11 protein-coding genes are annotated in these 12282 nt (G+C 43.7%); 4 read left to right on the top strand and 7 right to left on the bottom strand.

The annotated features are described in order from the left end of the window. Positions 1-23: 23 nt before the first annotated feature. The 7 genes from fadD to B6K83_RS07155 all read right to left on the bottom strand — a co-directional run bounded on the left by fadD (position 24) and on the right by B6K83_RS07155 (position 7192). The gene (gene fadD / locus B6K83_RS07185; protein ID WP_085284236.1) at positions 24-1679 is read right to left on the bottom strand and encodes a long-chain-fatty-acid--CoA ligase FadD; all 1656 of its coding nucleotides are present in this window, start codon (positions 1677-1679) and stop codon (positions 24-26) included. Positions 1680-1846: 167 nt separating this feature from the next. Beyond that, on the bottom strand, positions 1847-2701 hold the full coding sequence (locus B6K83_RS07180; RefSeq protein ID WP_085284235.1) for an alpha/beta fold hydrolase: 855 nt from the start codon (positions 2699-2701) through the stop codon (positions 1847-1849). A gap of 60 nt (positions 2702-2761) precedes the next feature. Next, positions 2762-3412 carry a M50 family metallopeptidase gene (locus tag B6K83_RS07175; RefSeq protein ID WP_085284234.1) on the bottom strand — a complete coding sequence of 217 codons (651 nt, stop codon included), beginning with the start codon at positions 3410-3412 and terminating at the stop codon, positions 2762-2764. Positions 3413-3454: 42 nt separating this feature from the next. Beyond that, positions 3455-3835: a hypothetical protein gene (locus tag B6K83_RS07170; protein ID WP_139175505.1), complete on the bottom strand. Its 381-nt coding sequence runs from the start codon at positions 3833-3835 to the stop codon at positions 3455-3457. Between the two features lie 108 nt (positions 3836-3943). After that, positions 3944-4633, bottom strand: a complete 690-nt coding sequence (gene tsaB, locus B6K83_RS07165) for a tRNA (adenosine(37)-N6)-threonylcarbamoyltransferase complex dimerization subunit type 1 TsaB (protein ID WP_085284232.1) — start codon at positions 4631-4633, stop codon at positions 3944-3946. 125 nt (positions 4634-4758) lie between these two features. Continuing rightward, positions 4759-6711 carry an ATP-dependent DNA helicase gene (locus tag B6K83_RS07160; protein WP_085284231.1) on the bottom strand — a complete coding sequence of 651 codons (1953 nt, stop codon included), beginning with the start codon at positions 6709-6711 and terminating at the stop codon, positions 4759-4761. Positions 6712-6859: 148 nt separating this feature from the next. Next, a complete protein-coding gene (locus B6K83_RS07155) occupies positions 6860-7192 on the bottom strand; it encodes a hypothetical protein (RefSeq protein ID WP_085284230.1) in 333 nt (110 codons plus the stop codon). Between the two features lie 578 nt (positions 7193-7770). Between B6K83_RS07155 and hisG the strand changes: the two genes are divergently transcribed. The 4 genes from hisG (at position 7771) to hisB (ending at position 12282) form a co-directional block, all read left to right on the top strand. Continuing rightward, a complete protein-coding gene (gene hisG, locus B6K83_RS07150; protein WP_085284229.1) occupies positions 7771-8670 on the top strand; it encodes an ATP phosphoribosyltransferase in 900 nt (299 codons plus the stop codon). 84 nt (positions 8671-8754) lie between these two features. Continuing rightward, positions 8755-10089, top strand: coding sequence for a histidinol dehydrogenase (gene hisD / locus B6K83_RS07145; RefSeq protein WP_085284228.1), 1335 nt, complete (start codon positions 8755-8757; stop codon positions 10087-10089). Next, the gene (gene hisC / locus B6K83_RS07140; protein WP_085284227.1) at positions 10089-11210 is read left to right on the top strand and encodes a histidinol-phosphate transaminase; all 1122 of its coding nucleotides are present in this window, start codon (positions 10089-10091) and stop codon (positions 11208-11210) included. The genes hisD and hisC overlap by 1 nt, the downstream gene beginning before the upstream one ends. Position 11211: 1 nt before the next feature. Then, complete coding sequence (gene hisB / locus B6K83_RS07135) at positions 11212-12282, top strand: bifunctional histidinol-phosphatase/imidazoleglycerol-phosphate dehydratase HisB (protein ID WP_085284226.1); 1071 nt, start codon at positions 11212-11214, stop codon at positions 12280-12282.

Here is a 12282-nt window from a genome sequence, read left to right as displayed (position 1 = left end):
AGTTGGTCTTTTGGTTTTACTAACTAACGTAGCTCTCGCCGTAATATTTTACCAACATTGGTTTTCGGCAGCTCGTCGCGAAACTCAACTAATTTAGGTACTTTATAGTTAGTTAAATTAGCACGACAATGTTTGATCAAGGCTTGGTCGGTTAAATTCGGGTCTTTGCGAACAACGAATATTTTTACTGCCTCACCACAAACATCATGTGGAATACCAATTGCCGCAGCTTCTAGTACACCTTCATGACTCATGACCACTTCTTCAATTTCATTAGGGAAGACATTAAAGCCGGAAACAATGATCATATCTTTTTTACGATCGACAATTCTAAAAAAGCCATTTTCGTCCATTTCAGCAACATCACCCGTTGCTAGCCAGCCATCTTTTAATACCTCATCGGTCGCTTCTTGGCGGTTGTAATAGCCTTTCATCACTTGCGGCCCTTTCACCCACATTTCGCCCGCTTCGCCTATCGCCGCATCACTGCCATCTTCTAGCACAATACGAATATCCGTAGAAGATGCTGGTAAACCAATACTGCCGTTATACTTCTCTTGATTATAAGGACACAAGGTAACTAAGGGCGCGCACTCGGTTAAACCATAACCTTCCAGTAAACGAGTTTTTGTGACGTTTTCCCATTTTTCAGCGACTGGGCGTTGCACTGCCATACCACCGCCTAACGATAATTTTAAGCTACTAAAATTAAGCTCACTAAAGCCTGGAGTGTTGAGTAACCCATTAAACAAGGTATTAACCCCGGTAATGGCGGTAAATGGGTATTTTGCCAACTCTTTAACAAAGCCTGGCATATCACGCGGATTACTGATCAGTAAGTTGGTTCCACCTAAGGTAATAAAGGTTAGACAATTCGCGGTTAACGCAAAAATATGATACAACGGCAGCGCTGTAACCACTAATTCTTTGCCCTCATCAAGTTGCGGTTTAATAGCCGCTTTGGCTTGCTCTAAGTTTGCCACCATATTGCGATGGGTTAGCATTGCCCCTTTTGAAACCCCTGTAGTACCGCCAGTGTATTGCAAAAATGCTAAGTCATCACCAGATAGCGTTACTGGGGTAAATTTTTGCTTACTGCCTTTTGCTAGCGCTTTATTAAAGTGTACGGCATGAGTTAACTGAAAGTCTGGCACCATTTTCTTAACATACTTAATGACACCATTGACAATCGCACCTTTGATGGTACCTAGTCTATCACCGAGTGATGTCAATATGACATGCTCAACCGGAGTCTTATCGATAACTTTCTCTAAAATACTGGCAAAGTTCTGAATGATTAAAATTGCCTTAGTATTAGAGTCTTTCAATTGATGCTCTAATTCTCTAGCCGTGTATAGCGGATTAACATTGACCACGGTTAACCCTGCCAATAAGGCACCAAAAAGTGCCACCGGATACTGCAAACAATTAGGCACCATAATGGCAAATTTGTCACCCTTAACCAGCCCTAAATCTTGCTGTAGATAGGCGGCGAAGGCGGTTGCTTGCTGCTTAAGTTCTGCATAGTTTATCTCCGCGCCCATATTAATAAACGCCGCTCGCTGAGCATACATTTGCGTATATTTATGAAACATATCCACAAGTGAAGCATACTTATCTGGGTCAATTTCAAATGGAACGCCGGGAGGATAACTCTTCTCAAGCCAGATTTTTTCCACAGTGCCTTTCCTCTTTTTTAATTCTTATAGATCATATCAATGACCCGTTTTACCAAATTTTCACTGGTCGATCCAGTAAATTTAAACACATGTTTAAATTTACAGATACGGCAGTTGCCTAATTACCTTTAAATGATGAAAGTTTAGCCTAAAATCCTTGCATAATATTATTGCACAAAGTTTTTTATTAGCTTAGCAGTCTGCTCAGCTTGTTCCATATGAACATGATGACCACCTTCAAGTTTGTGTAGTGTCAAGTCGTTTAGCTGCGGAGCAAAAATAGCGATCCCCTGCTCTAACGTTGCCATACCTTGGCTACCATAAAGTAATTGCACCGGCATAGTTATCGATGCTAGTAATTGCTTTGCTTGTGCCATAGTTAATCGATACGCTGATGTCATACGCAAGCGTTTATCAGAGCGCCAGCTAAAACCGTTTTCATTTTGTTCGATACCACGCTGTACAATCAGGCGAGCATTATCATAATCTAAATCAGATACTGATACACGGGCCTTGATTGCGCTGTCTAAGCTCGCGTGATACTTCAATACTTTATTAGCGCGCGGCAACCGACTCAGTAAGCCTTTTCGTAACTGCTTGGTTGTTGCCTCGGGTTTGGTGGTTATAAAGCCGATAGCGTCAATTAAGGTTAACGACTTAACATATTCAGGAAATGCCGCAGCGAAAGCTGAAGCGACCATAGCCCCCATTGAATGACCGACAATATCAATAGCTTGCCAACCTTGCGCTTGAAACAAGCTCACTAAATCATAAACCCAATCAACAAAGTGATAATGGGCATCAGCACTGCGATGACTTGACAAACCATGACCAGGCCAATCAATTGCAATGACATAATAGTCATCCAAGTAAGGCATTAACGGCAAGAAGCTTGCCGCATTATCGAGCCAGCCATGTAAACATAACAGTAGTGGTTGCTGCGCATTACCATAACTAATGCCCGATATTTTTCGGCCATTTACCGTAAATTCAACGGCGTTATTCGAAGCGGTTAATAACATAAAAGTCCTTTCTGACACTGACTGAAAATTAACGGAATTGTCGACACTAGCAGACAAAAGCTAACCTGGTTGTGAAGTAACTTTACTCAGTCGATAGGTGGCAAATAACGCCAAAGCAAACCACATTGCAACCCAAACAAACTCTGGAATAAAAGTGATACTTGCTAACGCAGCACCATCACCTTTTGCTTGACCATCGAGCAAATACAGCGGGCTCATTAAACTATTTAGTAACACCAACAACCCTGTCATTTGCAGTAATTTTTGTAGGTATTTTGTTGATGAATATTTTAATTTTGCTAGCACTAAAAGCAGCAACACAGCAACAATAAATAACGTTAATAAATCACGCACCCATAACAGCATGCTGGCAACAAAGAGGCAGACTAATAACAAGGCAAAGCCTTGGGCAAGTCGGCGGTGTCGATTAGCCATGATAAACAACAAGCAACCCCATAATATAGCGCCGCCGTAGCCCATTAAGCTGATAAAAAATACCGAACCACCGCGGGTGGTACATAAACCAGCACCGTTAGGGAAAAGTTGAATTCTGACGATTTCCCCCCCCGTTAATAGTGCGGCTAAGCCATGGCTGATCTCATGAAAATAGCTTTCAAGCCATTTAAACGGAATAGCAAGCAAAGGCAACTGCACAATAATGATGGCGGCTAATAGCATCAGCCAAAATTGATATTTTTTACTAAGGCTCATAGGGAATTTTTCAGTGCTAACAGCGGCATTTTACCAACATTTTTAGGCAAATAGGTCAACACCAAAGATCTGCTCAATATTATCGCGTTGGGCAATAGTATCAACAGATTGGTAGGCTGCAACGGCTGACTGATTTTGCGTTGACGGGCTATCGTAACTGTTTTGATTTTTATTTTGTTGCTGCGCGTTGGTAGTCGTAAAGGTACCTTGCTCTTGCCGGGTAATGGCGTTAATCGCCTGTTCATCAATATCTAGACGTTGTCGATTATCGCTAGCTGCTTGTGCTTTTTTATCTTGATTTTGCTCAGCAGCCAATGCTTCACGCGCGCTATTTTGCAACCGCTGCTCTTGTGCGGGTATCGAAATCTTGTTGCCTTGGGTATTCACCCTTGAGGCTATATTGCTCGCGTTATTAATTTGCATAACTTCTAATCTACCAAATTTCACCGCTAGTCGCTAGCGGATATCATTTTTTAATCGTTAAGCTCAAGCTTGGTATTTAACTACTTACAACTTTAATTTACGGCTTTACTATGCTCGCCCAGGTAATTTTTTCCACGACACGGTATCACGCACATATTTAGGTTGTGCGTTTTCTGCATCAACACTGTGCTGTTGAAAGTCTACTTGGCCAATGGTTAACATAGCGTTAGCATTAGGGAATAAAATATCTGGAGTGCCGACATTGGTTTTTAATGTCGCTAGTTCTGGGTAGGCATCCCAGCCAGTGCCAACACCATAAACGGGTAGTGCTAAGTCTTGATAATATTGAGCGACTAATTCAGGCTTTAATACGGCCTCTGCCGTTTTGGCTTGCATAATGCCAGAGGCATCCACCGCAAAATAACAGGTATAGACTTCGCCCATACGGGCGTCAATTGCGGCAATGACTTTATCTTGGCCGTATTGCTGGTAAGCTTGTTGCGCCATCGCTTGCAAAGTGGAAACCCCACGCGCGCGTAACTGCGCTGAAAACGCTAATCCTTGCGTGACACCAATACCAATGCGTACCCCGGTAAAACTGCCTGGACCGCGCCCAAATATAATACCATCAAGTTCAGCTAAGGTAAGATTAGCTTGCTGTAAAACACTGTCAATCATCGGCAATAAACGCAAACTATGAGATTGTGGACATAACTCATATTCACTAAATTGTTTATCATTAACATTTACCGCGACTGAACACGCTTCAGTTGAGGCATCAAGGGCCAAGAAATTCACGTCAAACACCTTATAAAATTACTGTTATTGTTAAGTGAGCGAGTTTATCACTATTTAAACCTTGCATCTGCCCTCTTTGCCGTAAAGACGCTTTTTTCTTAATTTAAATTGCGCCCTACGACAGCTTAGGCTTGCTCAACTAATGATGCGAGAAACTTTGCCGCTTGCTCAATATCGCGACTGCGTTTCATCTCTGGTAAGCTTTTCAAAAACACTTGACCATAAGGTCGATTCACTAGCCTGTCGTCACAAATAACCAACACGCCATTATCACTGACATCACGAATTAACCGGCCAACGCCCTGCTTTAATGCAATCACCGCTTGCGGCAACTGAATTTGCGCAAAAGGGTCTTTGCCTTGACGCTTAACATCTTCACTACGCGCTTGTAGTAGCGGATCATCCGGTGAAGCAAACGGCAGTTTATCTATGATCACACACGTCAGCTTATCACCTCGTACATCAACCCCTTCCCAAAAACTTGCGGTGGCCAGTAAGATTGCACTTTCGTGCTCGATAAATTCAGCTAGCAGTTTGCGTTTACCCATTTGTCCTTGCACTAACAATGGATTATCAATACGCTCAGCTAACAACTCAGCGACTTGATGCATCACTCGGTAACTAGTAAAAAGCATAAAACAAGCACCAGCACTGGCGGTAATTAAAGGTATTGCTAACTCAGTAAGGGCTTGCGCGCGATTTCTATCATTGGCGGCGGGCAAATAGCGTGGGATCACTAACTGCGATTGCTTGGCATAGTCAAAGGGACTATCTAGTAATAAGCTTGCCGAATGCTCTATGCCCAAATGGCTTGCAAAGTGTTTAAAAGCACCATCAACCGCCAAAGTTGCTGAGGTAAATACCCAGCCCGCGCCTGAGTCTTTGACGTAATCGCCAAATTTATCTGCTACCGATAGCGGCGTTTTATGCAGCACCACATGACGTGGTGTGGTTTCATACCAAAAACTCATGCCCATAGCATTAACATCGGCCATCACTTGATATTGGCTTAATAAGTTCACCGCACGATCAAAACAATTGTCTATGGCTTCATTGCGTGACACACACAATTTGATCACTTGATAGAGAAAGTCTAAATCGGTTTTTAATAGCGCAAAAGCATGAGCGAAGCGCTGTTGTTGATGCTTCTCGCGCCAATTACCACGCTCGGGGTCATAATTAAATAGCAGGCGAAACTCTTGACTGGCTTTTAACAGTTTTTCCGCCGCCTTAGCCAATTGTTTTACGTCGGTTAACTCGGTTCGATAAACCTGTAGCACATCGTGGCAAAGTTCGAGTAACTGTCGAGTTGAAAACGCCTCGCCAAAATACTCACTGGCAATATCAGCAATTTGATGCGCTTCATCAAAGATCATAACACCCGCTTTTGGGATTAACTCACCAAAGCCGGTGTCTTTTAACGCCATGTCAGCAAAAAACAAATGATGGTTTACCACCACCAAGTCGGCAGCAATAGCTTTTTCTCGTGCTTTGATCAAATAACAATCATCAATATTGGGACAATCTTTATTTAAACAGTTATCCACCGTACTGGTAACAAACGGAAAAACCGCCGAGCCTTCACTGACATTCACCAGCTCACCGATATCACCGCTATGGGTGCCATTGGCCCAAGAACGCACTTTAACAAAGTCTGCTAAGGCTTGCGCATCAAGCTGACCGCGCGATTGCTGATATTGCGCTAAGCGATATAAACATAGATAGTTGGCACGCCCTTTTAGCAATGCAATTTGGGCATTGCTGGCCAGCGCTTTGCGAATTAATGGCAGATCTTTATGAAAGAGTTGTTCTTGTAAGTTTTTTGTGCCGGTCGAGACAATGATTTTCTTTTGTCCGTGCTGGTTTTCTGCATCCGCTTTATTGGCAAGCAAAGCCGGAATGAGATAAGCAAAGGTTTTGCCTGTACCTGTGCCGGCTTCCACCACTAATGAGCTTTTCTGCTCAATCGCTTTGGCCACTTCCAACGCCATATCAAGTTGAGCTTGACGCGGAGAAAAGCCCTGGATAGCTTTAGCTAAGGCCCCTTGATGTGAAAACGCGTGTTCGACAGCACTCATGGCGATAAGACATTAATAAATTTGCGCTCATTATAATCATCATCAGAAAAATTAACAGAACAAATCCCCAGACGATACGCGTTACTTAAGATAGTACCTTTACGCAATATGCTGCGGTAAAGCGCCGTTAACAATGGCCAAGATCACGTCAAACATAAATATCCAAGTGCGGTTTTCCATCCTTGTCTTTACTGATGACGTCGGCGCTGGGGTCAGTATCTTGCTTATTTTGTTGATTTATCTTGGCATTGGCGTCAAGGTCGCTATTGTCTGACTGTTGTTTTTCTGCTTGCTGCTTTGATTGACGGCTTGAGTCTTGATCGGACGATTTTTGATAATAGTATTCGTGATCTTCTAACCCTTGTACATCATCAGAAACTCCTTGTTCTGCCGCCGACTTGGCCAACGCTTTTACCTTCAACTCTGCCGGCTTAATTGGCACAGGCACAACACGCGTTAATGCGGTAGTAAAAATATCCATGACTGCCCCCTATTAAAATCACTGCCGTATTCTCTGTTATCGGCCAATATAGCCGCAGCTTTAGTTATAACGAGTTAGCTTTAAATTTGTTAGATCGGAAAAACACTAGCTTAGTTCAAAAAATCATAGCTAATTTTCATTAAGCGCTTGCTCTGCGTGAAAAATAATCGTAATGTAAAAACCTAAATTAAAGTAATCACTTTAATTTAGGTTTTCGTTGTTAAAAATAGCGATAACAAAAAGCTTAAAACTTACACCTATTTAAACAAGATAATAGAGAATTTAAACTATGATATTGAACTTGATCGCCATCCATCATCATCACCATCACACGGATTAGCTGCTCAAGTTTATTCGCTGAGGGGCTATGAACCTTTCAGCGGTGTAAGATAAATAAAAAACTAATTTATAAACCCCCGAAAGAGTTCATCTCTCTCGGGGGTTTTCGCATTTTTAGGGCCTTGAAATTGTATATACAGGATATTTTTTCAGCAATTTAAGATCTGAGCACTGCAGCTTTTATTAAGCCTTTAACAAGGTAGTAATTAACATAATTGACGAATTAAAAGGATAACATGATGACACCAGAGCCCCGCTTACGCATTGCTATGCAAAAATCAGGTCGCTTAAGCGACGACACCCAAGCGCTATTAAAGCGCTGTGGTCTTAAACTCAATGTTTCGGATCGCCGCTTACTGGCTCACGTTGCCAATATGCCGATTGACATTATGCGCGTACGCAGTAGCGATATTCCAGGTTTGGTCATGGACGGGGTTTGTGACTTAGGCATCGTTGGCGACAATACTTTAGAAGAAGCCGCGTTAGAGCGCGCCTTAATGGCACAAAAATCACAATACATTCGCACCACGGGCTTAAACTTTGGCGGCTGTCGATTATCGATTGCTATGCCAGAAGGCTTTGATTATCAAGGTATTGATAGTCTTAATGGTCTGCGTTTCGCCACCACTTACCCACAACTGCTGAATCGTTTTGCCAAAGCCAATGGGATTAATATTGAGTTTTGTTTGCTAAAAGGCTCGGTCGAAGTCGCACCACGGGTTGGCTTAGCTGATGGTATTTGTGACTTAGTGTCAACCGGTGCCACGCTGGAAGCGAACGGCTTAGTAGAAGTGGAAGAGATTTTTCGCTCAAAAGCGTCATTAATTCAAACCGTCACTGCTTTACCCGCTGAAAAACAAGCGATCTTAGACACCTTATTGCCGCGCATACAAGGGGTGATGAAAGCCAAAGAAAGCAAATACATTATGCTACATGCCCCCAAAGATAAAATCGCGCAAGTTAGTGCGCTGATGCCGGGTAAAGAAACGCCAACCATACTGCCATTAGCGGGCCGTGACGACCTAGTTGCAGTGCATGTGGTTGCCACAGAAACTTTTTTTTGGGAAACCATGGAGCAACTTAATGCTTTAGGGTGTAACTCTATTTTAGTGATGCCAATTGAGAAGATGATGGGTTAATACCGCAAGTTAACCGCGTTGAGCTCAGTCGCTTAGAACTTAAAACACGTTTTTCGAGATGAAATTATTAAAAGTAGCCAAACTATGAACAACGAAATATACCAGTGGTCAAGGTTATCACACACAGAGCGTCAAGCCGTGCTTGCGCGCCCCGCCATCAGCGAAAGTGCCTTGTTGTCGCAACAAGTCAGTCATATTATTAAACAAGTCAAAGCAAATGGCGATGACGCCTTATACGACTTTACTGAAAAGTTTGATGGCGTAAAACTCAACACTTTAACAGTCGACGCAGCACAAGTTGAGGCGGCAAAAAAACGACTCACCACTACGCGTTTCAACGCCATCGCCAGCGCGTATGCCAATATTAAACGTTTTCATCAAGCACAAGTTAGCGCCGATATTCGCGTTGAAACCACACCAGGTGTGGTTTGTACCTTAAAAACTGAGGCGATTGAAAGTGTTGGGCTATATATTCCTGCCGGTAGCGCCTCCCTGCCTTCTACCGTGTTGATGTTAGGGGTACCGGCACAATTGGCAAACTGCCCGCGCCGAGTATTGGTGTGTCCGCCCAATAAAAATGGTCAATTGGCCGATGAAATACTGGTGGCTGCTGCGCTTTGTGAGATAGATGAAATATACCGTGTTGGTGGCGCACAAGCCTGTGCGGCCTTAGCATTTGGCACTGAAACTATAGCGCCGGTCAATAAAATTTTTGGCCCAGGCAATAAATATGTCACGGAAGCGAAAAAACAGCTGTCACAACAAGTCAATGGCTTTGCCATTGATATGCCGGCCGGCCCTTCAGAAGTACTGGTGATCGCCGATGCCAATGCTAATGCCAGTTTTGTCGCCGCCGATTTGTTATCGCAAGCCGAGCATGGTGTCGATAGCCAAGTGATATTACTCTCGGATAACCAAGTACTTATCGAAGCCGTGCAAGTGGCATTAGCTGAGCAACTGAAAACCTTATCAAGAGCAGACATTGCCCGCCAAGCGCTAAAGCAAAGCCGGTTAATATTAACGAAAGATTTAGCTCAAGCCGTGACAGTATCCAATAGTTATGGCCCTGAGCACTTGATTGTACAAACCGATAATGCCCCACAGTTATTAACTGAGCTGCGCAATGCCGGCTCAATTTTTGTTGGCGCTTATAGCCCAGAGTCGGCCGGTGATTATGCCAGTGGTACCAATCATGTGTTGCCAACGTACGGATATTCAAAAGTGATCAGCAGTTTATCGTTAGCTGACTTTTCAAGACGTTACACAGTACAAGAAATTAGCCGTCAAGGCTTAAGTAATTTGGCCCAGTGTATCTGTGAGCTTACCGATGCTGAAGGCTTAGATGCGCACCAACGCGCGGTCACTATTCGCTTAGAGACACCTTTAGCCCAAGTGCTTAACAACAAGGCGGAGTCATAATGAGTATTAGTAACAAACTGGCTCGAAAAGAGCTGCTTGCGATGGTGCCTTATCAATCAGCCCGTCGTCTATTTGCCAGCGGTGCTGCAAGCCAAGGCCAAGTCTGGCTTAATGCCAATGAAGCCGCAGGAGCAGGCCGCTATCAAGTTAACGGCGATAACATTAATCGTTACCCTGATTTTCAACCAGAAAATTTGCTCAACGCCTATAGCGACTATTGCGGCTTAACCAAAGCGCATATCTTAGCAACTCGTGGTGCCGATGAAGGCATTGAGTTGATCATTCGCGCTTTTTGCCAAGCCTATCAAGACAATATCATTATTTGTCCGCCAACCTATGGCATGTATGCCATCAGCGCAGAAAATCACGGCGCTGGTATTATTAGCGTGCCGTTAACAAGCGAGTTAGGTTTAGATATAGCTAAGCTACGCACCCAAGTTGGCCGTGCGAAAGTGGTGTTTTTATGCTCGCCAGGTAACCCAACGGGTAATCTGCTGTCAAAGCAAGACATAGCAAGCGCACTTGAACTATTTAGCGAATCTGCCATTGTCGTGGTGGATGAAGCTTATATTGAGTTTTGCCCTGAGCAAACCGTGTTGAGCTGGCTGGCTAAATATCCGCAGTTAGTTATTTTAAGAACGCTATCAAAAGCCTTTGCTTTAGCGGGTTTGCGCTGCGGTTTTACCCTGGCAAGCCCCGCTATTATCACCCTGCTCAGTAAAGTGATCGCGCCTTACCCTATCGCCGCGCCGGTGGCTGATATCGCCAGTACGGCCTTAGCCCCCTCGGGCCTTAAAGAAATGAGCTCCCGCGTGCAAGAAACCAATAATTTACGAGCACAGTTAAGCGCGTGGTTAAGCGAGCAGCCTTGGTGCAAGCAAGTGTTTAACGCTGATGCCAACTTCCTGCTATTTCGTTGTCAAAACCAAGCACTAAAAGACTATATTTTTCAGTGTTTAGTGGCGCAAGGCATTTTAATACGCGATCAATCCAAACAACCAAGCCTTGCCCATTGTTTACGCATTAGTATTGGCAGCGCAGAAGAATTGACCTTATTACAGCAAACCCTGAGCGATAGTTTTGCCGACAAAACTGCGCCCAAAGCAATAAAAGAGAACTAAGATGAATCAAGAAAATATTTTATTTATTGACCGCGACGGTACCTTAATTGAAGAGCCGATAAGCGATAAACAAGTCGATAGTTTAGAAAAGTTAGTGTTTGAGCCTAACGTTATTCCTGCTTTAATTGCCTTGCAAAAAAAAGGCTTTCGTTTAGTCATGGTGTCTAACCAAGATGGATTAGGCACCCCAAGTTACCCACAAAGCGACTTTGATTTGCCTCATCAGAAAATGATGGACTTATTTTCTTCTCAGGGTATCAATTTTGACCAGGTGCTGCTTTGCCCGCACTTCGACGCTGATAATTGTAATTGTCGTAAACCTAAATTAGGCCTTGTCAGTGATTACCTGCAACAAGGTAAAGTCAATTTTGCTCACTCTTATGTCATTGGCGATCGTGATACCGACATACAGCTTGCGGCCAACATGGGGATAAAAGGTTTAAAATACGACAGAATATCGCTTAACTGGAACGATATCACCGATCAGCTATTGACACAGTCACGCACCGCACAAGTCACCCGCACCACCAAAGAAACTGATATTAATGTCGCCATTAACCTAGATAAAGTTGGTGATATCAAGATTAACACCGGCTTAGGCTTTTTCGACCATATGTTAGAGCAAATTGCTGCACACGGCGGTTTTAGCATGGATGTTAATGTGGATGGCGACTATCACATTGATGAACACCACAGCGTGGAAGATACTGCTTTAGCCTTAGGACAAGCCCTGAAACAAGCCTTAGGGGATAAACGTGGTATTGGCCGTTTTGGTTTTGTACTGCCGATGGATGAATGTCGCGCAGAATGTGCTATCGACCTTTCAGGTCGTCCGTGGTTAGCCTTTGACGCACAATTTACTGATAACCGTGTTGGGCAAATGTCAACACAAATGGTTTCGCATTTTTTCCGCTCACTCGCGGATTCAATGGCGGTAACCTTGCACCTGTCAACCACAGAGGGTAATTGCCATCACCAAGTGGAGAGTTTATTTAAAGTCTTTGGTCGTGCCTTTCGTCAAGCCATCGCGATAAAAGGTGAAGATTTACCCAGCACCAAAGGATGTTTGTAG

The organism is Colwellia chukchiensis (assembly GCF_002104455.1).
GTDB classification, from domain to species: Bacteria; Pseudomonadota; Gammaproteobacteria; order Enterobacterales; family Alteromonadaceae; genus Cognaticolwellia; species Cognaticolwellia chukchiensis.
Note: the sequence above shows the minus strand (reverse complement) of the source record. Positions and strands in the feature narration are given on the sequence as shown.

Coding starts and splice junctions, on each gene's coding strand:
- hisC (WP_085284227.1), top strand. CDS start 10,089: ATGAGTATTAGTAACAAACTGGCTCGAAAAGAGCTGCTTGCGATGGTG.
- B6K83_RS07170 (WP_139175505.1), bottom strand. CDS start 3,835: ATGCAAATTAATAACGCGAGCAATATAGCCTCAAGGGTGAATACCCAA.
- hisB (WP_085284226.1), top strand. CDS start 11,212: ATGAATCAAGAAAATATTTTATTTATTGACCGCGACGGTACCTTAATT.
- B6K83_RS07155 (WP_085284230.1), bottom strand. CDS start 7,192: ATGGATATTTTTACTACCGCATTAACGCGTGTTGTGCCTGTGCCAATT.
- B6K83_RS07180 (WP_085284235.1), bottom strand. CDS start 2,701: ATGTTATTAACCGCTTCGAATAACGCCGTTGAATTTACGGTAAATGGC.
- hisG (WP_085284229.1), top strand. CDS start 7,771: ATGACACCAGAGCCCCGCTTACGCATTGCTATGCAAAAATCAGGTCGC.
- B6K83_RS07175 (WP_085284234.1), bottom strand. CDS start 3,412: ATGAGCCTTAGTAAAAAATATCAATTTTGGCTGATGCTATTAGCCGCC.
- hisD (WP_085284228.1), top strand. CDS start 8,755: ATGAACAACGAAATATACCAGTGGTCAAGGTTATCACACACAGAGCGT.
- B6K83_RS07160 (WP_085284231.1), bottom strand. CDS start 6,711: ATGAGTGCTGTCGAACACGCGTTTTCACATCAAGGGGCCTTAGCTAAA.